22 protein-coding genes and 2 tRNA genes are annotated in these 21,285 nt (G+C 32.9%); 12 read left to right on the top strand and 12 right to left on the bottom strand.

All coding sequences use genetic code 11. From position 1 onward, the window contains the following. Positions 1–17 precede the first annotated feature (17 nt). From LL966_RS16855 to LL966_RS16845, 3 genes are read right to left on the bottom strand one after another with little or no spacing between them, the layout of a single operon-like run. Positions 18–368 carry a carboxymuconolactone decarboxylase family protein gene (locus tag LL966_RS16855; RefSeq protein WP_229354868.1) on the bottom strand — a complete coding sequence of 117 codons (351 nt, stop codon included), beginning with the start codon at positions 366–368 and terminating at the stop codon, positions 18–20. Beyond that, positions 361–1,176, bottom strand: coding sequence for a twin-arginine translocase subunit TatC (tatC, locus tag LL966_RS16850; protein ID WP_229354866.1), 816 nt, complete (start codon positions 1,174–1,176; stop codon positions 361–363). Before tatC ends, LL966_RS16855 begins: the two co-directional genes overlap by 8 nt. Continuing rightward, positions 1,176–2,141, bottom strand: coding sequence for a KpsF/GutQ family sugar-phosphate isomerase (locus LL966_RS16845; protein WP_229354863.1), 966 nt, complete (start codon positions 2,139–2,141; stop codon positions 1,176–1,178). The genes tatC and LL966_RS16845 overlap by 1 nt, the downstream gene beginning before the upstream one ends. An 86-nt stretch (positions 2,142–2,227) precedes the next feature. Between LL966_RS16845 and LL966_RS16840 the strand changes: the two genes are divergently transcribed. After that, positions 2,228–4,423, top strand: a complete 2,196-nt coding sequence (locus tag LL966_RS16840) for an ATP-dependent DNA helicase RecQ (protein WP_229354861.1) — start codon at positions 2,228–2,230, stop codon at positions 4,421–4,423. A 151-nt stretch (positions 4,424–4,574) separates the two neighbouring features. Here LL966_RS16840 and LL966_RS16835 read toward each other — a convergent pair whose 3' ends face one another. Then, positions 4,575–4,814 (bottom strand): hypothetical protein, encoded by a 240-nt coding sequence (locus LL966_RS16835; protein ID WP_229354859.1) that lies wholly within the window; start codon positions 4,812–4,814, stop codon positions 4,575–4,577. A gap of 275 nt (positions 4,815–5,089) precedes the next feature. Here LL966_RS16835 and LL966_RS16830 point away from each other — a divergent pair, with 275 nt between their 5' ends. After that, positions 5,090–6,649: an NAD(P)/FAD-dependent oxidoreductase gene (locus tag LL966_RS16830; RefSeq protein ID WP_229354857.1), complete on the top strand. Its 1,560-nt coding sequence runs from the start codon at positions 5,090–5,092 to the stop codon at positions 6,647–6,649. Between the two features lie 87 nt (positions 6,650–6,736). Next, positions 6,737–7,825, top strand: coding sequence for a DUF6630 family protein (locus tag LL966_RS16825; protein ID WP_229354856.1), 1,089 nt, complete (start codon positions 6,737–6,739; stop codon positions 7,823–7,825). A gap of 43 nt (positions 7,826–7,868) precedes the next feature. On the opposite strand, the gene LL966_RS16820 is transcribed toward LL966_RS16825, so the two are convergent. Then, positions 7,869–8,534, bottom strand: a complete 666-nt coding sequence (locus LL966_RS16820) for a hypothetical protein (protein ID WP_229354854.1) — start codon at positions 8,532–8,534, stop codon at positions 7,869–7,871. Between the two features lie 58 nt (positions 8,535–8,592). Beyond that, entirely contained in the window at positions 8,593–10,002 is a 1,410-nt protein-coding gene (locus LL966_RS16815) for an aminopeptidase P N-terminal domain-containing protein (protein WP_229354852.1), read from the bottom strand. A 263-nt stretch (positions 10,003–10,265) separates the two neighbouring features. Here LL966_RS16815 and LL966_RS16810 point away from each other — a divergent pair, with 263 nt between their 5' ends. Continuing rightward, on the top strand, positions 10,266–10,703 hold the full coding sequence (locus tag LL966_RS16810) for an META domain-containing protein (protein WP_229354851.1): 438 nt from the start codon (positions 10,266–10,268) through the stop codon (positions 10,701–10,703). A 107-nt stretch (positions 10,704–10,810) separates the two neighbouring features. Here LL966_RS16810 and msrA read toward each other — a convergent pair whose 3' ends face one another. Together msrA and msrB are read right to left on the bottom strand one after the other, a co-directional pair. Then, a complete protein-coding gene (gene msrA / locus LL966_RS16805; RefSeq protein WP_229354850.1) occupies positions 10,811–11,419 on the bottom strand; it encodes a peptide-methionine (S)-S-oxide reductase MsrA in 609 nt (202 codons plus the stop codon). Positions 11,420–11,425: 6 nt separating this feature from the next. Then, complete coding sequence (gene msrB, locus LL966_RS16800) at positions 11,426–11,977, bottom strand: peptide-methionine (R)-S-oxide reductase MsrB (RefSeq protein WP_229354849.1); 552 nt, start codon at positions 11,975–11,977, stop codon at positions 11,426–11,428. A 333-nt stretch (positions 11,978–12,310) separates the two neighbouring features. On the opposite strand from msrB, the gene idi reads away from it, so the two are divergent. The 8 genes from idi to LL966_RS16760 all read left to right on the top strand — a co-directional run bounded on the left by idi (position 12,311) and on the right by LL966_RS16760 (position 16,055). Continuing rightward, positions 12,311–12,838 carry an isopentenyl-diphosphate Delta-isomerase gene (idi, locus tag LL966_RS16795; protein WP_229354848.1) on the top strand — a complete coding sequence of 176 codons (528 nt, stop codon included), beginning with the start codon at positions 12,311–12,313 and terminating at the stop codon, positions 12,836–12,838. 22 nt (positions 12,839–12,860) lie between these two features. Then, positions 12,861–13,271: a 6-carboxytetrahydropterin synthase gene (locus LL966_RS16790; RefSeq protein WP_066033610.1), complete on the top strand. Its 411-nt coding sequence runs from the start codon at positions 12,861–12,863 to the stop codon at positions 13,269–13,271. A 3-nt stretch (positions 13,272–13,274) separates the two neighbouring features. Further along, positions 13,275–13,733 carry a peroxiredoxin gene (locus tag LL966_RS16785; RefSeq protein WP_229354847.1) on the top strand — a complete coding sequence of 153 codons (459 nt, stop codon included), beginning with the start codon at positions 13,275–13,277 and terminating at the stop codon, positions 13,731–13,733. 55 nt (positions 13,734–13,788) lie between these two features. Next, a complete protein-coding gene (locus LL966_RS16780) occupies positions 13,789–14,757 on the top strand; it encodes a type I phosphomannose isomerase catalytic subunit (RefSeq protein ID WP_229354845.1) in 969 nt (322 codons plus the stop codon). 56 nt (positions 14,758–14,813) lie between these two features. Beyond that, positions 14,814–15,080 (top strand): hypothetical protein, encoded by a 267-nt coding sequence (locus tag LL966_RS16775; protein ID WP_012022371.1) that lies wholly within the window; start codon positions 14,814–14,816, stop codon positions 15,078–15,080. Between the two features lie 76 nt (positions 15,081–15,156). After that, a tRNA-Thr gene (locus LL966_RS16770) sits at positions 15,157–15,230 on the top strand. A gap of 104 nt (positions 15,231–15,334) precedes the next feature. Continuing rightward, a tRNA-Thr gene (locus LL966_RS16765) sits at positions 15,335–15,408 on the top strand. A gap of 188 nt (positions 15,409–15,596) precedes the next feature. Continuing rightward, positions 15,597–16,055 carry a DUF5362 family protein gene (locus tag LL966_RS16760; protein ID WP_229354843.1) on the top strand — a complete coding sequence of 153 codons (459 nt, stop codon included), beginning with the start codon at positions 15,597–15,599 and terminating at the stop codon, positions 16,053–16,055. A 69-nt stretch (positions 16,056–16,124) separates the two neighbouring features. Here LL966_RS16760 and LL966_RS16755 read toward each other — a convergent pair whose 3' ends face one another. From LL966_RS16755 to htpG, 4 genes are all read right to left on the bottom strand, one after another. Continuing rightward, positions 16,125–16,862, bottom strand: a complete 738-nt coding sequence (locus tag LL966_RS16755) for a DUF4369 domain-containing protein (protein ID WP_229354841.1) — start codon at positions 16,860–16,862, stop codon at positions 16,125–16,127. A gap of 130 nt (positions 16,863–16,992) precedes the next feature. Further along, on the bottom strand, positions 16,993–17,829 hold the full coding sequence (locus LL966_RS16750) for a hypothetical protein (protein ID WP_229354840.1): 837 nt from the start codon (positions 17,827–17,829) through the stop codon (positions 16,993–16,995). A gap of 126 nt (positions 17,830–17,955) precedes the next feature. Further along, a complete protein-coding gene (locus LL966_RS16745; protein WP_229354838.1) occupies positions 17,956–19,221 on the bottom strand; it encodes a patatin-like phospholipase family protein in 1,266 nt (421 codons plus the stop codon). Positions 19,222–19,384: 163 nt separating this feature from the next. Then, complete coding sequence (gene htpG, locus LL966_RS16740; protein WP_229354836.1) at positions 19,385–21,268, bottom strand: molecular chaperone HtpG; 1,884 nt, start codon at positions 21,266–21,268, stop codon at positions 19,385–19,387. Positions 21,269–21,285: the final 17 nt, after the last annotated feature.

The following is a 21,285-nucleotide window of genomic DNA, read 5'->3' as shown; positions in this document are numbered from 1 at the left end:
ATTGGCACATTTTCTAATTATTTACCACTCTCTTCAAGTGCTTCCCAAAATTCGTAAGCTCTTCTTAAATGAGGAATAACAATTGTTCCTCCAACAAGAGTCGCAATTCCCATTGCTTCCATCATTTCTTCTTTTGAGACACCTTCTTTGTAGCTAGTTTCTAGATGGTATTTTACACAATCATCGCAACGTAAAACAGTTGAAGCAACCAAGCCTAAAAGTTCTTTTGTTTTTACATCAAGAGCGCCTTCTGCGTAAGCATTGGTGTCAAGGTTAAAAATTCGCTTTACAATTTTGTTATTGTCAGCTAATAATTTTTCGTTCATTTTAGAACGATAATCGTTAAATTCTTGAATGATATCAGACATTTTCTTTCAATTTATTTTTATAAACAACCTTAGAAATCCAAATACTGATTTCGTAGATAATTAACATTGGGATAGCCACAATAGTTTGACTCACTACATCTGGCGGAGTTACGATAGCTGCAACAATCAAGATAATAACTACAGCATATTTCCAATATTTTCTTAAAAATTCTGGAGTTACTAATCCTAATTTGGTTAAGAAATAAATGATAATTGGAAGTTCAAAAAATAAACCACTTGCCAAAATACTCGTTTTTACCATTCCCATATAAGATTCGAGCGTGAATTGGTTTTTCACCACATCACTAATAGAGAAAGTGGCAACGAAATTTACAGACATTGGAATTACCACAAAATAGCCAAAAATCACTCCTAAAAAGAAAAGTAATGAAGAAGTGAAAATGAAAATTTTAGCATTTTTTCTTTCTTTTTCATACAAAGCTGGACTAATAAATTTCCATACTTCCCATAAAATATAAGGAAAACCAAGTATAAAACCTGCTAGAAGACACATCCAAACAAAAATGTTTACCTGACCTTCCATTTCTGTATTCTGAATGATAAAGTTCAGTTCGGTTATGCAAATACTTTCTGCAAATCCTAGTTGATGTGATAAGTCGCAAAACCAAACATACGTAAAGAATGTTGGTCTAATTGGACCTAAAATAATTTGATCAAACAAATAGTCACTAAAAAAATAAGTGACAAAAGCCATTATACAGATTGCAAATGTACTTCTAACTAATAACCATCTTAGTTCTTCAAGATGATCTAAAAATGACATCTCGCCAAGGTTTTTCTTTGCCATTATACTATTCCTTCTTTTAAAATGTCATGTAAGTGTAAAACTCCTTTGTATTCACCATTGTCAGCCACAATCAATTGTGTTATGGAGAAATCTTCTAAAATATTTAAAGCTTCAACCGCCATAGTTTCAGATGAAACTATTTTAGGATTTTTTGACATAATATCCCTTGCAGTTAAGTCCGCAATAGTATCTACGTCGTTTAGCATTCTTCGGATGTCTCCATCTGTAATAATTCCGATAATTTTATTGTCTTCAATTACTGCTGTTACGCCTAATCTTTTTTCAGAAATTTCGAAAATTGCTTTTTTGATTGAGGTTTCTGGAGTAACAGCTGGTTTTAATGAATGCTCGATCATGTCTTTTACGCGAAGCAAAAGTTTTTTTCCTAGAGCGCCGCCTGGATGATAAACAGCAAAATCTTCAGGTTTAAAATCGCGCATTTCCATTAGACAAACGGCCAATGCATCGCCTATTACAAGTTGAGCAGTTGTACTGTTTGTTGGTGCTAGATTGATTGGGCAAGCTTCAGCATCTACAGTTGCATTTAAAACGTAATCTGAACCTTTTGCCAAAAATGAAGTTATATTTCCAGTGATTGCAATTAAGGTATTTCCAAATCTTTTTAATAATGGAACTAAGACCTTTATTTCGGGGCTATTACCACTTTTAGAAATACAAATTATGATGTCGTCATTCTGAATCATTCCTAAATCACCGTGAATAGCTTCTGCAGCATGTAAAAACATAGAAGGGGTTCCGGTAGAGTTAAAGGTAGCAACCATTTTTTGAGCGATAATCGCGCTTTTTCCAATTCCGGTTACAATAAGTCGCCCTTTGCTTTCATAGATACGTTGGACAGCTTCGTAAAAATTTTCGTCCAAAAAATCAATTAGTTTTGTAATTGCTTCACTTTCAGAGAGTATTGTTTTTTTGGCAATCGCCAATATATTTTCTTTTGTGATCAAATCAGAATATTTAAAATTTGTATGTATAAAAGAAAGTTGTATCTTTATGTGTTGCAAATTTATACAAAATACCATTAATATAAAGAATGAATTCAAACGAAATTGAAATACATAAAGAATTAAAGAAGTATTTCGGCTTTAGCCAATTTAAAGGCTTGCAAGAGCAAGTCATTACGAGTATTTTAAATGATAAGAATACTTTCGTAATTATGCCGACAGGCGGTGGAAAGTCTCTTTGTTATCAATTACCCGCTTTAATTCAGGATGGAACAGCAATTGTTGTTTCACCATTGATTGCTTTGATGAAAAATCAAGTTGATGCGATTCGAAGTCTCTCGTCAGAAAATGGAATTGCACATGTATTGAATTCCTCTCTTACCAAGACTGAGATTGCTCAAGTTAAAAAAGATATTACTTCTGGTTTAACCAAACTTTTGTACGTAGCCCCAGAATCATTAACAAAAGAAGAATATGTTACTTTCTTACAAAGTGTCAAAATTTCTTTTGTTGCTATTGATGAGGCTCACTGTATATCAGAATGGGGACATGATTTTAGACCTGAATACAGAAATCTGCGACATATAATCAAACAATTAGGTACAGTTCCTATTATCGGACTTACAGCAACCGCAACACCAAAAGTTCAGGAAGATATTCTGAAAAACTTAGATATGTCTGATGCGAATACTTTTAAAGCATCATTTAATAGACCGAACTTGTATTACGAAGTTCGAACAAAAACAAAAAATATCGAATCGGATATTATTCGATTTATCAAACAACACAAAGGCAAATCTGGAATTATTTATTGCTTAAGCCGTAAAAAAGTAGAATCGATTGCTGAAGTTTTGCAGGTAAACGGAATCAGTGCGGTTCCTTATCACGCAGGGTTAGATGCAAAAACACGCGCCAAACATCAAGATATGTTTTTGATGGAAGATGTAGATGTGGTAGTAGCAACGATTGCCTTCGGAATGGGAATTGATAAACCAGATGTTCGTTTTGTAATTCACCACGATATTCCAAAATCATTAGAAAGTTATTACCAAGAAACTGGTCGTGCAGGACGTGATGGAGGAGAAGGACATTGTTTGGCGTACTACTCTTATAAAGATGTAGAAAAGCTGGAGAAATTTATGTCTGGAAAACCAGTTGCTGAACAAGAAATTGGATTTGCTCTTTTGCAGGAAGTTGTAGCTTATGCGGAAACTTCAATGTCGCGTAGAAAATTTCTTCTTCATTATTTCGGCGAAGAATTTGATGGCGAAACAGGTGAAGGTGCTGATATGGATGACAACGTTCGTAATCCGAAACATAAAGTGGAAGCAAAAGAACAAGTGGTTAAACTGCTAGAAATTGTTCGCGATACCAAACATATTTATAAATCAAAAGAAATTGTATTCACTTTAATTGGCCGAATTAATGCGGTTATTAAAGCACATAAAACAGATGCGCAGCCTTATTTTGGTTCAGGTTCAGGCCATGATGAAAAATATTGGATGGCTCTCCTAAGACAAGTTTTGGTTTCTGATTATTTATCAAAAGATATTGAAACGTATGGTATAATTAAAATCACTGAAAAAGGATTGGATTATATCAAAAATCCAGTTTCATTTATGATGTCTGAAGATCATGAATATACTGAAGCTGATGACGAAACAATTGTGTCTGGAGGCAAATCTTCTGGAACTGCCGATGAGGTTTTGACTGGAATGCTTCGAGAACTTCGTAAAAAAGTAGCCAAAAAACTTGGGGTTCCGCCATTTGTTGTTTTTCAAGATCCTTCTCTTGAAGATATGGCACTTAAATATCCGATTTCTATAACCGAATTATATAATATTCATGGTGTAGGAGAAGGAAAAGCTAAAAAATATGGAAGCGAATTTGTCGCCCTAATCAGCCGATACGTTGAAGATAACGATATTATTCGTCCAGATGATTTAGTAGTAAAATCGACAGGAGTAAACTCTGCTAACAAATTGTATATTATTCAGAATATCGATAGAAAATTGTCACTGAACGATATTGCTTCTGCTAAAGGTTTAACGATGGATGCTTTGATTAAAGAAATGGAGCAAATTGTATATTCTGGAACCAAATTAAATATCAAATATTGGATTGATGACATGCTTGATGATGATCAGCAAGAAGAAATTCACGATTATTTTATGGAATCAGAGTCGGATAAAATCGAGGACGCATTGAAAGAATTTGACGGCGATTACGATATTGACGAATTACGTTTAATGCGTATTAAGTTTATTAGCGAGGTGGCTAATTAAATTCCAATTTTAGAAATTCCAAATTCCAAAATAATAAAACATTAAAAAATACAAATTCCAAATTCCAAGCAAACTGTAGCATTGGAATTTGGAATTTTTTATTTTAGATTTTTCTAAGTAATTGGAATTTGGAATTTTCTTTTTTGGAATTTTATTCACTATAAACTTCCCCACGATGTGGTTTCAAAGCATCTCTTACCTGAATCATATTTTCATCGGTTACAACCATAAAAGCGATTGCGTGCATATCATTTAGAATTAAAAAACCTGTAATGTTTAAAGGTAATTTTTTAATTGCTATATATTCTTTTAAATGAATTTCGTGATGTTCGGCAGTTTTTGCAGAAGCTGGTCCGCGAAAATCCCAAATTAGTTTTATTTTTCTAGACATTTTTTTTAAAGGTGCAAAGGTTCAGAGGTGCAAAGGTACAAAGTCTTTCTTAAAGGTTCTAAGATTCTGAGGTGCTAAGGTTCTAAGATTTTTTAAAACTGTTCTTGAAGAAATCTTTTTAATCCAAATAATCTGTGGCTAAAAAAAATATAAATCTGCTTAAATCTGTGTAAATCTGCGTGAAAATTTAGACCAAAGATAAAATCTCATTTCAAAATAGTACTTTTGCATCTTCTTTTCATAGAAAGAAAAGCTAATAGAATAAAAACAAAAAAATGCCAAAAGAACTTTTACTTCAAGTTACACCAGAAATTGCTGCAAACGAATCATTGCTAAAAGACCATTTGTCTAAGCAGATTAAAGTTTCTGCTCAAGAAATTCAGCATGTTTCGATTTTAAAACGCTCTATTGATGCACGTCAGAAAGCCATTAAAATCAATTTGAAAGTTCTTATTTACTTAAAAGGCGAACCATTTCAGGAAACCAAAATTGAACTTCCTATATACAAAGATGTTTCTAACGCACAAGAAGTTATTGTTGTCGGTGCTGGTCCAGCTGGACTTTTTGCCGCATTGCAATTAATTGAATTAGGCTTGAAACCCATTGTGTTAGAACGCGGAAAAGATGTTCGAGGACGCCGTCGCGACTTAAAAGCAATAAATCGTGAGCATATTGTAAACGAAGATTCTAATTATTGTTTTGGAGAAGGCGGAGCAGGAACGTATTCTGATGGTAAATTGTATACCCGTTCTAAAAAACGCGGAGATGTAACCCGAATTTTAGAACTTTTAGTCGCTTTTGGTGCTTCAGAAGATATTCTAGTTGAGGCGCATCCGCATATCGGAACCAATAAATTGCCTAAGATTATTGAAGACATCAGAGAAAAAATCATCGAATTTGGCGGACAGGTTTTGTTTGAAACCCGTGTAAGCGATATTTTGGTGAAGAATAACGAAGTTGAAGGAATCGTAACGCAAAGCGGAGATAAAATTCACGCCAATAAATTAATCTTGGCAACAGGGCATTCTGCGCGTGATATATTTGAATTATTAGATAAAAAGAAAATTTTAATAGAAGCAAAACCTTTTGCTTTAGGTGTTAGAGCAGAACATTCGCAAGAATTAATTGATAGTATTCAGTACAGTTGTGATTATCGTGGAGAGCACTTACCGCCAGCTCCATATTCAATTGTAAAACAAGTAAACGGCCGCGGAATGTATTCATTCTGTATGTGTCCAGGAGGTGTAATTGCACCTTGTGCAACAAGTCCAGGAGAAGTGGTTACAAACGGTTGGTCGCCATCTAAACGGGATCAATCTACAGCAAATTCTGGAATTGTGGTAGAATTGAAATTAGAAGATTTCAAACCTTTTGCAAAATTTGGCGCTTTGGCTGGAATGGAATTTCAAAAAAGCATCGAACAAAAAGCATGGTATTTGGCAGGACAAACTCAAAAAGTTCCAGCACAAAGAATGATCGATTTTACACAAAGTAAAGTTTCGGCAGATATTCCGAAAACTTCGTATGTTCCAGGAACAACTCCGGTAGAATTGGGGCAGGTTTTTCCAGGTTTTTTAACGCAAATCATGCGCCAGGGATTTCAGGATTTTGGAAAATCAATGCGCGGTTATTTGACAAATGAAGCCATTTTACATGCGCCTGAAAGTAGAACTTCATCTCCGGTAAGAATTCCGCGCGATCCTCTAACTTTAGAACATCTTCAAATAAAAGGATTGTATCCTTGTGGAGAAGGAGCAGGTTATGCCGGCGGTATTATCTCTGCTGCAATTGATGGCGAAAAATGTGCCTTGATGATTGCAGAATCTTTAAAATAATTTTTTGCGATAAAAAACTTTGTTATCTTAGTTTAACTTAGTCATTTTCTAATTTAGAGAATACAAATATTTTAAATTAAATAACGAATGTCGAACTTTTTTTCCAATTTATTCGGACGTAATAATGATCCAAAATCGATTGTTTCTTTTGATATAATCGAACCTATTTATAATTACTTGTATAGCCAAAAGTCTGATCTTGAATTTAAAGTAAAAGGAATTCAGGAAAATGTATCTGTAAATTTATTTTATTTTCCAGGTTCATTTGATCATGAAGAAGGTATTGCAGAAATTAAAAAATCTGGTTTTAAGAATCCTTATGAAGTTTTAAATGAACTTTATAAGAAAATGAATATTGGTGTTCTTTCTGATGAAGCAATTCTAGAAGGTTTGGAATACGATTTTATTCATATTCAGTTTTACTCGCAACCAACTTCAGAAGAAAAGAAAGTATTTAAACGTTCCATAAAAAATTTCCTGATCTTTTTTTGCTGTACGAATAGTTTAGAAATAAACGATTTTAGAATATTATATTCAGGAAAACATTTCTTTGATTACACAAAAGGGGTGTTGGAAAGTGAAGTTCTAGAGATAAATAATCCAAAGAATGAAAGTGAAGAAAACGGAATTAGAGATTTTAAATTGGTGCTACAAGGAATTTGCCAGTATTTAAACATTGAAATTCCAAAAAATGTAGAACTTCCTTCTTCCGAAAATTTAGTAGCAAATGAAGAAGCAACAGAAAAAGATTTTGAAGAGTTTATTCAATTGGTTTCAAGAGGAAATATTAAAGAAAAGGAACTAAAAAAACAATCAAAAAAACTTTTTAAAAATTATAAAAAAGAAGCAAAAGAATATCATGATATTGTCGAAGATCATTTTGCGTTTTTTGAAAGTATTGACGCTTGGAACAGTGATTGGAAATTTGATCCAGAAGATGCAGCATATTTTATTTCTAATTTAATCGGCGAAGATTTTACTTTCGATTATCCTGAAGAAACTTATAGTCATGAACTCTTTCCTTACATTCAATCTGAATTAGAAAAATCGAATCTTGAGCTATTAACCTATGAAACTTTTGGTGATAACTATTTGTTTTTTGTTGCTAATAAAGACAAAGTTGAAAGAATTTTAGAATTGTCTGAATTGATAAAGATTGAAATTAATCAGTTATAAAAATAAAAGCCCATTAAGTAATTTCTTAATGGGCGTAAGCTTTTTAGTTTTTAGCTTTTATTTCGGTAGAAGCATTTCCTGTGTCGCATTTTGTGTTGTAAAATTTGACAACCTGAAAAATATCATCTTTTTTAAATTCTTTGTTGTTGATTTTTTCTACGAGAACTGGACAGTCTTTGAAAAATTCTGAAGCTGCTTTTTTAAAATTTTTACTGATGTTTCCCAGAGAAGTAATTATAGAAACTTCAAAATCTTCTCCGTGAGCAACATAATAATACGTTACAGGACTTGAAGCCATTCCCATTCCCATATTCATTCCTGAAAATCCGGAATTTGGGATTGTTGCAAAATTAAAGCCAGACATATCATATTTGTATAAGCTGACTTTGCCTTCAATCAAGACTTTTAGCCATTTATGAAAACCGTCGACTTCTTTTTTGTATTTATAAACTTGCGAAATTCCATCTCTTTCAAGTTCAATTCGATCAATAATCAAAGGGTCATAATCGGTTCCTTTATCGTCATCATTCAATTTTAACTTGATGGTGTTATCGGTTCTAATTTTTCCAATTCCGCTTAAAACGGTACCGTCATCGAAATAGATTCTACAGATTTGTTTTTGTGAATTTGCTGTTAGGGCAAAAAAGAAAAAAAATAGAAAGGAAAATAAAAATGGTTTGTTAGTAAAACGATGTTTTTGGGAATTCATTTTTGTTTTTTGTTATTTTAAGAGGTTGAAATGATTTTAAATCTCCGCAAAAATAATATTAAATCTTAGGAAACTTCATTTCATTAAAAGTACTTTTCTGTTTAGTCAAAGCTTCGATTTCCTGCCATTTTCTTGGAGATTCTGCCGAAAGATTTTCATAAGAACTTTTTGTGATTAAAACATCATCTTCGATACGAACACCGATATTCCACCATTTTTTGTCGCATTTGCTATTTGCAGGAATATAGATTCCAGGTTCAACAGTAAAAATCATGTTTTCTTTTAGATTACCCATATAATTCCCTTTGTCATGAACGTCTAAGCCAAGAAAGTGAGAACAGCTGTGCGGATAATACATTCTCACATCTTTAGGGTCTGTTATAATTCCGAGTTTTAGCAATCCGTTGGTAATAACTTCTCGTGCTTTTTTGTTTAAATCCTGAAATGGCGTACCCTCTTTGCATATTTTAAAAACTTCTTCCTGAGCTTCGTAAACCAATTCGTAAATAGCTTTTTGTTCTGGACTGAACTTTCCGTTTGCTGGAACTGTTCTTGTTACATCGGCCGAATAACCATGATATTCAGAACCTACATCCATCAGTAATAACTGATTATCCATTTTGGTAGCATTGTTTTCTCCATAATGTAAAATACAGCCATTTGCTCCCGCGCCAACAATTGGAGGATAACCTTCGTCTTCAGCACCGTAATGTTTGTGAATATATCTGTGAATTCCATCTGCTTCATTTTCGCTCATATCAGGTCCAACAGCTTTCATGACTTCATTATGTGCAATGCACGATAGTTTTACCGTTTTGCGCATTAAATCTAATTCTTCTACAGTTTTGATTTCTCTTAATGTACTAGTGATTTTATCAAAAAGCTGATGAACAGTTTCGTTTTCAGCTGTAATTGAAGCTTTAGATTTGAATGTTTCAATTAAACCGGCCAGATCAAAACCACTTTTGTTGTTGCGAATATCTGTTGGAATTTTGTCGTAAATAATTTGGCTGAATTTTTTAAAGTCAATTGCAAAAGCATTAAAATCTTTTCCGTTGTAGACCATTTTAAAACCCAATTTAGATTTTACCCCTTCAACACCCAAACGCCTTCCTGTCCAAGTTTCTTGTGCCGCGTTTCTTTCTCTCACAAAAAGTATTTCATTGTAAGTATCATTTGCTGTTGTTTTATTGTCTTTAAAAAGCAATAAAACGGCATCAGGTTCTTTGTAACCTGTTAAATAATACATGTCAGGATTTTGATGATAATTGTAATTGATGTCTTTTGAAAATACTCTTTCAGGATAAGAAAAAATGACTGCTACAGAATTAGCCGGCATTAAGTTTCTAAAAGCCTCACGTCTTCCTTGGTGAAATTCTTTAGAAAGATAGTCTGTAGGTAAATTTTCCTGTGATTGCACCGTTAAAAGAGTGAAAGCACATGCAAACAATAATAGGAATTGTTTCATTTTTTTGGTTTTTGATTGATGATTTTTGGTTTTTAGACTGATGCAAATTACAAAAAAAAAGAAACAGAAAATTAGGTTTTAAATGTTTGATTTGTAGAATTATAAAGAAAATGATGTAACTTAGAGATCAGGAAAAAACTTTGTTTTGAAATTTAAATTGTAAGAAAGCTCACAACTAGGCATGAATATTGAGAAAAGAATGATTATAGAATAATTTTTAATCTTCAAAAAACAAATTATATTAATCTTCAAAATACATTTTTATGAAAAAATACACACTTGCAGTCGTTTCAGTTTTAACCTTATTATTAACTTCTTGTATGGCATCAAAAGACACAAAAAGCACAGGAAATTTATTTGATACAACTTGGGAATTGGAGTATATCTCGGGACCAAGAATTGCCTTTGAAGGTTTGTATCCAAATAAAAAACCACAGCTGACTTTCGATCAAAAAGAAACAAAAGTTTACGGTAATAACGGATGTAATGGTTATAGCGCGCCTTATACTTTAAATGGAAAATCTTTAACTTTTGGAGAAGCTGGACCAACTACAATGATGTTTTGTGAAGGTGGAGGAGAACAGGTATTTCTAAAACAAATAAAACAAATTACAAGTTATTCTATTGATAAAGACGGAAAATTAAATTTAATTCAGGGCGATGTGCCAATGATGCGATTTAAAAAAGTAGCGAAACAATAATTTTAAGTCATTCAACTTTGTCAAAGTTTGAAACTCTGACAAGTTCATTTATAAAAAAAGGGAAATGAAGCCAATTCATTTCCCTTTTATTTGTATGTTTTTGAAATTTATTTTTTTTTCAATTTATCTTTAAAAACCTTTTCAAATTTTTCTAGCTTTGGCTGAATCACCATTTTGCAATACGGCTGATTTTTATTGTTTGCGTAATAATTTTGGTGATAATCTTCGGCTTTGTAAAAAACTTTAAAAGGTTCAACTCTGGTCACAATTGGACTTTTGTACACTTTTGCTTTATTCAATTCTGCAATAATGCTTTCTGCAGCTTTCTTTTGTTCGGCATTTTTATAAAAAATAACAGAACGATATTGTGTTCCAACATCAGCGCCTTGGCGGTTTAAAGTCGTCGGATCATGAACGGTAAAAAACACCTTGAAAATTTCGTTAATGTCTGTCACAGCTTTGTCGTACGTAATCTGAACAACTTCTGCGTGACCAGTTTCTCCAGTACAAACTTCCTCATAAGTCGGATTGGCAACCTTTCCGCCAGAAAATCCAGAAACTACAGATTTTACGCCATCCAGATTTTCATAAACTGCTTCTACGCACCAATAGCATCCTCCACCTAGCGTAATAGATTCTAGATTTGAGGCTTTTTTGTTTTGCGAAAAACCATTCAGCGAAAGCGCCAAAAAGCATATTAAAAGTATATTTTTCATTTTTTATTATTTAGTATCAGGAATAAAATCAAGAGCAATCGAATTCATACAGTACCGCTTTCCGGTTGGTTCAGGACCATCATCAAAAATATGTCCCAAATGTCCGCCGCAACGACCGCATAATGTTTCAATTCGTTCCATTCCAATTGAATTATCTTCTTTAAAAACAATGCTTTTTTTGCTTTCCTGTTCAAAAAAACTTGGCCATCCGCAGCTGCTTGAAAATTTTGCCGTAGACCTAAATAGTTTGTTGCCGCAAGAAGCACAATAATAGGTTCCTTTTTCGTCGGTATTCCAATATTTTCCTGTAAAAGGTCTTTCTGTGTCAGCCTCACGCATTACCGCGTAAACATCTGCTGGCAGAACTTTTTTCCATTCGGCATCGCTTACATGCAATTTTGTAGTATCAGTATTAGAATAATACGGATTTCCGGATTTATTGATCACATTTCCCATAGAAGTAGGTTTTACATGCTGTTTGTTGTTTTGCCCGCAAGCCTGTAAAATAAAAAGCGGCAACAAAAAGCAAAGGCTTATAAATTGAGTTTTAGATTTCATAAACAAATAATAATAGTTTAATGTAGAAAACCAGTATGATTTTAAAGGCTTTGCTAGTTTTGTAATTCAAAGATACAACTAGATTCTGCCATCAGATACTGACTTTCAAACAATTCAGATTTTTTTAAGTGTGTTTTAACTTTTTATTAGTTACGTAAAATAGGCCAATGTAGTTTTTATGTCTTAATTTTAACAGCTTTTAATTTTGAACTGAATTTATTGTATTGTAAATCAGAAAAATAGAAGACGAATTAAAGTTTTGATTTTTTGCAAATGCAATTAGGATTTTTAAGCCATTTCTTTTTTCGTATTTTTGCTTGATTAAGAAGACTTATGACAGAAGAAAACGTAATATTGGTTAACGAAAAGGATGAGCAAATTGGTTTAATGCCAAAATTGGAAGCACATGAAAAAGCTCTTCTGCATCGCGCATTTTCAGTTTTTGTTTTAAATGAACAAAATGAAATTATGCTGCAGCAGCGAGCACATCAAAAATATCATTCGCCTTTACTTTGGACAAATACTTGCTGCAGTCATCAGCGCGAAGGTGAAACGAACATCGAGGCGGGAAGCAGAAGATTGTTTGAAGAAATGGGTTTTAAAACGGAACTAAAAGAGCTGTTTCATTTTATTTATAAAGCTCCTTTTGATAACGGATTAACAGAGCATGAGTTAGATCATGTAATGATTGGGTATTACAATGAAAACCCGAACATCAACACCGAAGAAGTGGAAGCTTGGAAATGGATGAAAATTGAAGATGTAAAGGAAGATATTCAGAAACAGCCCGAAATATATACCGTTTGGTTTAAAATAATTTTTGATGAATTTTATCATTATTTAGAAGATCATAAACTTTAGTCCAGACCAACCAAAAACCTAAATGAGAGTAACCATATCAAGAAAAGCACATTTTAATGCTGCACATCGACTACATCGAAAAGATTGGTCATTTGAAAAAAACGATGCTGTTTTTGGAAAATGCAACAATCCGAACTTTCACGGTCATAATTATGGTTTAACAGTAAGCGTTACAGGAAAAATTGACCCAGAAACTGGTTTTGTTTTAGATGTGAAAGTATTAGCGGATATAATACGAGAAGAAGTAGAAATTCCGTTTGATCACAAAAATCTGAATCTGGATGTTCCAGAATTTGCAGATTTGAATCCGACTGCAGAAAATATTGCCGTTGTGATATGGAATAAAATTAGACAACGAATTCATGCTGACTTTGATTTAGAAGTGGTTTTGAACGAAACGGAACGCAATTTTGTAACTTATAAAGGAGAATAAAAAATGTCATTAAAAATAGGAGATATAGTTCCGAATTTTACTGCGAAAGACAACAATGGAGAACTTTTCGAAAGCCAAAACGTCTTAGGAAGAAAGCCATTGGTAATTTATTTTTACCCAAAAGATAATACGCCTGGCTGTACAACTGAAGCTTGCAGTTTTCGGGACCAATATGAAGATTTCAAAGATTTAGGAGCTGAGGTAATAGGTATTAGCAGTGATAGTGTAAAATCGCATCACAAGTTTGCTGCTAAACATCAATTGCCTTTTATTTTGCTTTCAGATCAAGATAAAAGATTAAGAAAGCTTTTTGGAGTCCGTAATAATTTATTCGGATTGCTTCCAGGACGCGTCACATATATTATTGACAAAAATGGTTTGGTCATTTCGATTTTTGACAGCGTAAATGCTGCAAAACACATTCCGAAAGCACTAGAAACTGTAAAAGAATTAGTTTTATAAAGTAAAAAAATAATATCGAACACAATTAATTAAACCAAATATATTAGCCTAAAACATGAGCCAAAATTTATACCCTTTACAATTTGAACCGATTTTGAAAGAAAGAATCTGGGGAGGTGAAAAACTAAAAACAATTTTAAACAAACCAATCGTTTCAAAAATTACTGGTGAAAGCTGGGAATTGTCTACCGTAGAAGGAGATGTAAGCGTGGTTGCGAATGGAGATTTAAAAGGAAAATCTTTAATGGACTTGATTAATGAAACGCCTGATGCTATTTTAGGAACTAAAGTCTATGAACGTTTCGGAAAACAATTTCCATTACTTTTTAAATACCTTGATGCAAGAGAAGATCTTTCAATTCAAGTTCATCCAAACGATAAATTAGCTAAAGAGCGTCACAATTCATTCGGAAAAACAGAAATGTGGTACGTTACACAAGCAGATGCAGACGCAAGAATTATTGTTGGTTTTAAAGAAGATTCTAATAAAGAGGAATATTTAAAACATTTACATGACAATACTTTAGTCTCAATATTAGATGATGTAAAAGCGAAGCCAGGCGATGTTTTCTTTTTAGAAACAGGAACTGTTCACGCCATTGGTGCTGGTTTAGTGGTTGCCGAAATTCAGCAAACTTCTGATATTACGTATAGATTATATGATTTTGATCGCGTAGATGCACAAGGAAACAAAAGAGAACTTCACGTAGATCTTGCTTTAGATGCGATTAATTATGATAAAGTAGATACACAGAAAAAATATGAGTCTAAAGTTAATACTTCAAACACAATTGTAGATTGTCCGTATTTTACAACTAACTTTCTTCCATTAGAAAATAAATTGGAAGTTTCTAAAACTGGAGAAACATTTACAGTTTATATGTGTATCGAAGGAGATTTCGAAATTGAATATAATGGGTTTAAACAAGCGTACAAAAAAGGTGATACCATTTTAGTTCCAGCTGCGATAAATGCATTTAATTTGAACGGAAAAGCTTCAATTTTAGAAATTTACATTTCATAGCGCTAATTATAAAGAATATATGTACTTTTGCAGACGCAAATTAAAATTATAATAAAATGGCAAACGTTAAGAATTTAAAGAAAGACATCAACTTCGTATTAGGAGATATTATTGAAGCAGTTTACTTGTTTGAGATGTCAACAACAGGAAATCCAACTCCAGAAACGAATGCTTTGATCGATGAAGCTATTGCTGCATTCGATACTTTGATTACAAAAGTGAACGCAAAGAACGTTGAAAATAAAAAAGCACACTTCAAACAAATCAATGTTGAATTAGAACAAACTGCTAATCAATTGATTGAAAAAATCAACGCTTTATAAGCAAAAAAAAGTGTAAAAAAGTGCAAAAATATTTTGGGAAAACGAAAAACCGCTTTATATTTGCACCCGTATTGAGGCCGATGTAGCTCAGCTGGCTAGAGCAGCTGATTTGTAATCAGCAGGTCGTGGGTTCGAGTCCCTCTATCGGCTCAACGGAAACCATCACAGAAATGTGATGGTTTTTTTGCTTAAAATGAGAGGCAGATTTATTTTGTAATATTAAAAAACAATTTTATATTTGCACCCGAAATAAAGCCGATGTAGCTCAGCTGGCTAGAGCAGCTGATTTGTAATCAGCAGGTCGTGGGTTCGAGTCCCTCTATCGGCTCAAAAAACCATTCACTTTGTGAGTGGTTTTTTTTTGTTCAAATTCCAAATCTCAAATCCCAAATTCCAAATTCCAAATTCTAAATTTTCAAGCTTCAAGTTGGAATTTCTTTATTGGAATTTTAATTTAATGTTTTTTTAGAAATATTTTTCCTATGTTTGTTAGATAACCTAAAAACATTAAAACTGATGGAAGAAACTTCAGCATTTGAAAAATTTGAACTGCAGTTAGACAGCGCTGCAAAAGACTTTTTAAAAGAAACAGCTAAATGGGCTTATTTCTTGTCTATCTTAGGATTTATTGGACTTGGATTTTTGGTTTTAATTGCCATTTTTGCAGGGGCGATTTTTTCTACAATAGGAAGTACAATGCCTGGAATGGGAGCATATGGTAGTTCATTCGGAGCTATTATGACTTTCATTTATTTATTAATGGCAGCTCTGTATTTCTTTCCAATTTACTATTTGTACAAGTTTAGTTCAAATACAAAAAAAGCTTTTAGAGATAATGATTCTGCAGCCCTTACAGATTCATTAGGATATTTAAAATCGCATTATAAATTCATTGGAGTTTTAATGGTTGTCTTATTAGGATTTTATGCACTCTTCTTTGTGTTTGCTATTATCGGAGGTATTATGGGAAGATAAAACTTTACGTTTTTGACATAAAAAAGGCCCTGAATTTTCAGGGCCTTTTTGTTTGCTATATATCGAATGTTATTCTGCTGCTTGTGCTGGTGTCTGCTGCTGTTGCTTTTTTAAATCATCAACATATTTTGTCAGTTTCTTTCCGTAAAGAGATTTAGCTACTTTAGGAGTCATTGATTTTTGAATAGTATCAAGGAATTTAATGTTGATATCATAAATTTCTGCTAGAGCAATATAAGGTGCTATTTCATGATCTTTATTGTTTAACGCGAAGTTTGTAGCGTATAGATATTTTCTTTTAATATTAGATTCTCCTTCTTTAGTTAAACTGTCTAATGCTTTTTGGTCTTGTCTCTTTATTGCTTTAAAACGAGGTTCTACCAAAGAAAGGTTTTCTTCTACAAAGCGTGAGTTTATTTTCTGATATTGCTCGTATAATTCTTGGTTTTTTGATCCAGTGATTTTTGCACTTGCAATGAAATTATCTAAATTGGTATCAATATTCATGTTTCCTGGTTCAGCAAAAAATAAAATATTGTTATCTAAAGAATTTGTTACACCACGATCTAAAAATAAATACAATACCTCTGGCGATTCTAATTTAATATCTCTTTCAAAAGAAGCATTTCCGTCTATTTTGATGCTGTCAATTGCAACAAGCGATGTGTCAACAAATCTTTGGATATACAAAGTTCCGTTTTTCAATCCTTTGATATTTCCTGTAAGATGTAAGCCATCAGTAGTTTCTTTTTTGCTGCAAGATGCAAGTAATGCTAGAGTAACAAAAGCAATTAGTGTTTTTTTCATTGGTTTCTTAGATTTTGGTGCAAAATAAAGAAAATAGTTTAAATGTAAAGAGACTGAAGTTTTATTTTTCTAAAAAAATAAATCCCAATCTATTTCTAAATTGGGATTTAAAATAATGTTTTAAAAGGTTTTACATAGACAATGTAAATGTACGGCCATCTTCGTGTGTGTAAGTGTATGTGGCATCGCACTCGTTATTTCCGTAATCGATAGTGCCATTTATAATTCCTCCTTGAATTTTAAGTTTTCCTTTAGAAATAAAAGTACAAGAGTATTTTTTAGTCAATGTTTCTGTTACTGATAAGGTAAGCGTAGTTCCTGCTGGTGAAGTAATCGTTTGTGTGCCTTCCGGAATTTCGTAAACGTTATCAGATAAAACTAATGGAGTATCAACACCAGCAGTTTGTTTAGTAGTGTAAATTCCAGAATTGGTGTAAACACCGCCCTGTAAATCGGTTAATTTTCCGTTGGTTACTTTTCTTGTCCATTGCGGTACGGAAGGTGTGCTTGTTGTATTAGTGTATTCAATTGTTCCTTCCAGTTTAAGATTATTGATGTAATAATCTATTCTTTCAATTGTCATTTTGCTTCCAGTTGTAGTAACTGGTGCTGTAATAGTAACTTTAAGTTTTCCTCTTCTGGTTAAATTCTCGTCTTTGCAGCCTGTCGTTCCAAAATCTAATAGAAAAACTTTAGGATAAGCTGTTCCTTCTGGTGTTGTAACAGTAATTGCGGCACAAATTCCTGGCTGGGTTTCGGCGGTTTTTGCAGTAGTCGTCGAGTTGGCAGTAACCAAAAGTCCGGTATTAAGATCCATTGCTGTCGAAGCGTCTACAGCTAATGATGCTGCAACGTTTGTCAAATCAGTTGAAGAAGTGTTGTCGTCACTTTCATCGCTACTTGAGCAAGAAACATAAAGAAATGCTGTCGCACAGATGGTTGAAAGTAAGATAGCAGTTTTTTTCATGGTGGTATTTGTTTTTAGTTAGATTAATAAGGCTATCAAATGTAATAAAAAATGAATTACAATAGAAAAATCCTGTAATGGTTAGTTACAGGATATTATAACGAATTTTTGAAGAAAAAATTATAATCAAACAGATTTATAATAATCGCTTTTGGCTTTTCTTATTTTTTTGTATTCTTCCCAATTAAAACGATTAAGAAAGTCGGCAGCATTTTGAGCTCCTCGAATAAAAAGATCAATTTTGGCATCATCGGTAAGATTAAAATTTAACCAATTATGGCTTCCGGTATCAATGTATCCTATTAAATTTTTGAAGTCTGGATTTTTTCTTAAGAATTCAGAATCGTAACCGTACCTCGCGGTATCAAACATCGAACTGATTAAATTCGAGAATTTTTCATTTTTATTGATTTCATTTTTATCGTAGCCCAATTTAATTCCGAAAGTTGGAGAAGCGGGAACGTTTAAGTTCTCATGAAAGATGTCTATTGGAAAATTAGAAATAATTCCGCCATCCATGAACATTACTTCTGAAGGTACAGAAGTTCGTAAACAGGTTGCTTCATTCCATTTGTTCCAAGATTCAACACCACCAGGAATATTTTTAATTTTAAACGGACTAAAAAATAATGGAATAGACATAGAAGCTCGAACAAAATCGGATGGATTTTGAACATTGGGATTGGCGTAAAACAAATCCATCATTTTAGGAAATACAATCTTGCTTTCAGTAGTAATATCTGCCGCAATTATTGCCATTTCGCTCCAATGGTCTACTCTGTTGTAATCTTCTTTATCTCCAGGTTTCACTCTATTAATACGGAATAATTTATTGTCGTCGGAAACTCCTTTTTCTCGTAAAGCTTTTAGGTCGGCATAATTTTTTATTCCTTTTTGAGAAAGTAAATTGGTCATCCACTGATGGAAATTATTTCCAGGATTCAATCCTAAATCGTCTTTAAAATTATCAATAACCTGAGTTCCTTTAATGATCAATTTTAGATTTCCTGCATCGCTCAATAATGCATCAATAAATTCTCTCGCATCACGATCACCATCAACAAAATCGTATAAGTTTTTGTTGCATAAACAGTCTAAAATCCATTCCGATTTTTCGATGTCGCAAGTTCCAGCAGCAGCCATCAGCATCGTATTAATACTTCCAGCAGATGTACCTGCCAAACTTAAAAATCGAATGCCCATTTTTTCTAAAACATATACATATCCGATCAGTGCAATTCCGAGTACACCGCCGCCTTCTTGCACGAGATCAACATATTGATGATTATTTTTATCCGTAATGTCTGAGAATTTTTTGCCTTTAAGCTGGTCCTTTAAATCTTTTATAATTGCTAGAACTGTTCCATTTTCTGTAAACTTTCTTTTATCCATGATTTCTAGTTTTTTGTTGTAATTGGTTGGTTTTCAAAATTATGTAAAGAGTGTTCTTGAGAAAAGGGGAGAATCGCCCTTTTTTGAAGGGTGTTTTTAGTCAAAAAAAAATCCCGCAAAACTTAATTTGCCGGATTTTAAAAAATATTATTTTTTTGAATGCTTATTTGATCATTTCAAAACTTCTTTTCACGAAAGCAGTAAGCGCTTCACCTTTTAATAGGTTTTGAGATAATTTAGCTAAATCTAAAGCTTGTTTTACCAAATGCTCTTGATGTGTTTTGTCTTCGGTATTTAAAATGTTTGAAGCCAAATCAGAATTTGTATTTACAACTAAATTGTACATTTCTGGCATATTTCCCATTCCGAACATTCCGCCTCCGCCAGTTTGGCTCATTTCTTTCATTCTTCGCATAAATTCTGGTTGCGTAATAATAAATGGAGCTGCTTGAGAATCCATAGCTTCCAATTGAACACTATACGCTTTAGGAATATAAGCTTCTAAAGAAGTTTTTAAAGTTGCTTTTTCTTCTTCAGATAATTTAGAAATCGTGTTTTCGTCTTTCTTGATTAAATTATCAATATGATCAGAATCTACACGTACAAAAGTTAATCCTGTATTATCATTTTCAATTTTCTGAATTAAATGCGAAATAATCGGAGAATCTAAAAGCAATACTTCGTAACCTTTATCTTTTGCAGCTTCAATATAAGAGTGCTGTGCATCTTTGTTTCCTGCATAAAGAACAACCAATTTACCATCTTTGTCAGTTTGGTTTTCTTTTAGTTTTTCTTTTAATTCTTCTAAAGTAAAATAAGTATTATCTACAGTTGGATACAAAACAAACGCACCTGCTTTTTCATAGAATTTATCTTCAGAAAGCATTCCGTACTCTAAAACGATTTTAATATCATTCCATTTTTCTTCAAAATCAGCGCGATTTTCGTTAAATAACGCTTTTAATTTATCTGCGACTTTACGAGTAATGTAGTTAGAAATTTTCTTAACCGCACCATCCGCTTGTAAGCCAGAACGAGAAACGTTTAATGGAATATCTGGAGAATCGATAACACCTTTTAACATTGTCAAAAATTCAGGTACAATTCCTTCTACGTTGTCTGTAACGTAAACTTGGTTTTGGTACAATTGAATTTTATCTTTTTGAATCTGCATATCACTACCCAATTTTGGGAAATACAAAATTCCAGTTAAATTGAATGGGTAATCTACATTTAAGTGAATGTGAAACAAAGGATCTTCGAATTGCATTGGATACAATTCTCTGTAGAAGTTTTTGTAATCTTCATCAGATAATTCAGAAGGTTGTTTTGTCCAAGCTGGATTTGGATTGTTGATGAAATTGTCAACTTCAAAAGTTTCATTTACATAATCTTCTGGAGCATCTTCTGGTTTTGGAAGTGTTTCTGTTCTAGTTCCGAATTTAATTGGAATAGGCATAAATTTGTTATACTTATTCAATAAACCACTGATTTTAGAATCATCTAAAAATTCTAAAGAATCTTCGGCAATGTGAAGAATAATTTCAGTTCCGCGTGAAGTTTTGTCAGCAGGTTCTAAAGTAAATTCAGGACTTCCGTCGCATGTCCAGTGTGCTGCCGGTTCGTCTTTATAAGATTTTGTGATGATTTCTACCTTTTCAGCTACCATAAAAGCAGAGTAGAAACCAAGACCAAAGTGTCCGATAATTCCAGAATCTTTTGCAGAATCTTTATACTTATCTAAAAATTCTTCAGCTCCAGAAAAAGCAACCTGATTAATGTATTTTTCAACTTCATCAGCGGTCATACCTAAACCTTGATCAATAATGTGGATTTTTTTACCTTCCTTATCTACTTTTACTTCAATAATGGGGTTTCCGTATTCTACTTTAGCCTCGCCAATGCTAATAAGATGTTTTAATTTTAAAGTAGCATCAGTACCATTAGAAACAAGCTCACGCAAGAAAATTTCATGGTCGCTGTATAAGAACTTTTTAATTAAGGGAAAAATGTTTTCTACCGAAACATTAATTTTACCTGTTGCCATATTTTTTATTTTTTTAT

The organism is Flavobacterium chungbukense, from assembly GCF_020805785.1.
Taxonomy (GTDB): Bacteria; Bacteroidota; Bacteroidia; order Flavobacteriales; family Flavobacteriaceae; genus Flavobacterium; species Flavobacterium chungbukense.
The sequence above is the reverse complement of the archived record's forward strand: the minus strand, read 5'-3'. Positions and strand labels throughout refer to the sequence as shown.